The organism is Olavius algarvensis spirochete endosymbiont, assembly GCA_900608495.1.
Taxonomy (GTDB): Bacteria; Spirochaetota; Spirochaetia; order DSM-2461; family DSM-2461; genus UBA2779.
Map to the genome: position 1 here is coordinate 1 of UWYT01000310.1, position 1,564 is coordinate 1,564.

Here is a 1,564-nt window from a genome sequence, read left to right on the forward strand (position 1 = left end):
GGTGAACAGAATACCCCTTATTTTTTGTAGGCAGGAAGCCTACTGAAAATAAGGGGTATTCTGTTTAGACCGTGGCCATGGATGGCCTAAGGGCGGGGCTGCCAAGGGACCAGCGGGAATGAGCTACAAAGTTTGCTAGAATAGTGGTGTTATTGTGTCTGAGGAAAGGCAAGCAACTGGCGATTGCCCGGGCTGAGAACCGTTTTTCTTCCATGGAATTTCTGACGAGAGCCTGGTGTATTACCAAATAGTTATGCTTTCTCAGAAGCAAGCATATAGTTCATTCCACACCGAGAAGTTGCCAGAAAAACACAATACCCTCGTGCCAAATAGGAATAAGCAAAGCTGCTGCTAGAGAAGGATTAAAAGAGATGTACGGTTCAACTTTGTTGAGCCATTTGCGATTTTCTCTTTCAAAATCCACCCAATATCCTCCAAGAAATAAGCCTATAACACCTACTATAGCTCCTTGCCAATACCACCAAAATGGAGTGATGATATTTCTTTCGCGAAATGAATAATACTGCCTCGCAAAAACAAAATAAAACAAGAAGTAAATAAAGGCTACAATTATCTTAACGTACACATTGCTTAGGATTCTGTTCCCTCTCCTGGTACTCCATGCAAATATCTTCCCAAAGAACAGAAAAGCGAAGAACAGCAAGAGCCCCCAAAGCCTATACATGAAATCGTATAGAAAATCGTTACCTCTACTAAGCAAAACTAGAGGATACAGTGACGATATCACGAACGGCGCGATTATTCCGACGAGCAGTGCTACCTTCTTCTTAGTTTCCTCAGTCATCATTAGACTCATCCTTGGGCCAATGCGAAGGAGGGTAATCAACTATAGGGAGTTTTCGGTCAGATTGCTGCGGGTTCACATTATCTTGTGCAGAATCATATCCAGTTCTACTCCCATCTATTCCTTCTCCACCTAAGTCAGAAGACGACGGTGGATTCACTTTGTCTTGTAGAAAGTCGGCTAGTAAACCACCCAACCCTTCAATAACTACTTTATCAGTGATAAGCTCTTTTTTGATTAAAGGCGACAAAGTTTTTCCCTTCATAGCGAAAGGCAGTAGACTCGCTATAGCAGAAATGCCTCCATCAATAGCTGCATCCTTAGCCACAGTTCCGGCATCCAAATTCTCTGGGCCCTGAGCAATCATATTCTCTGTCATACTTCCAGCCGCTCCGCCAAGGAAACTACCTCCAGCAACCAAAGGAATGCCAACCCCGCTACCAATAAGAGCCCCCGTAACGGCACCGCATATTGCACCGCCAACAGCTCCGCCTATTATCTCACTGGGAGAAGTATTGCCCTGCAGAACAGCACTAGCCATACCTGTAGCAGCACCCATAGCGCCGCCGGCGAGGCCACCAAAAACTGCAGTAACTGCAAGAACAGGTACTCCCCCATTAGGATCGTTATACTTGACGGGATTGTTTTCCGTATAACTGTACCAGTTGGTTCCAGAGATAATGAATACTTCATTCTTTTGAGGATTTATAAGCTCGAACCCGGCAGGGTCCGGGCTTATCCAGCGGGAGGTTGCAGGCT

General features: G+C 45.3%; 2 protein-coding genes. Both read right to left on the reverse strand.

What is annotated here, in order from left to right; genetic code table 11:
• Positions 1-280: 280 nt before the first annotated feature.
• A complete protein-coding gene (locus S1OALGB6SA_RS09280) occupies positions 281-808 on the reverse strand; it encodes a hypothetical protein (RefSeq protein ID WP_124033293.1) in 528 nt (175 codons plus the stop codon).
• The coding region (locus S1OALGB6SA_RS10415) for a hypothetical protein (RefSeq protein ID WP_230204524.1) at positions 798-1,564 on the reverse strand (767 nt) is incomplete at its 5' end. The genes S1OALGB6SA_RS10415 and S1OALGB6SA_RS09280, both read right to left, overlap by 11 nt.

What these genes read in the sequence shown, in the direction of transcription:
- S1OALGB6SA_RS09280 (WP_124033293.1), bottom strand. Translation starts at nt 808, where the DNA reads ATGATGACTGAGGAAACTAAGAAGAAGGTAGCACTGCTCGTCGGAATA.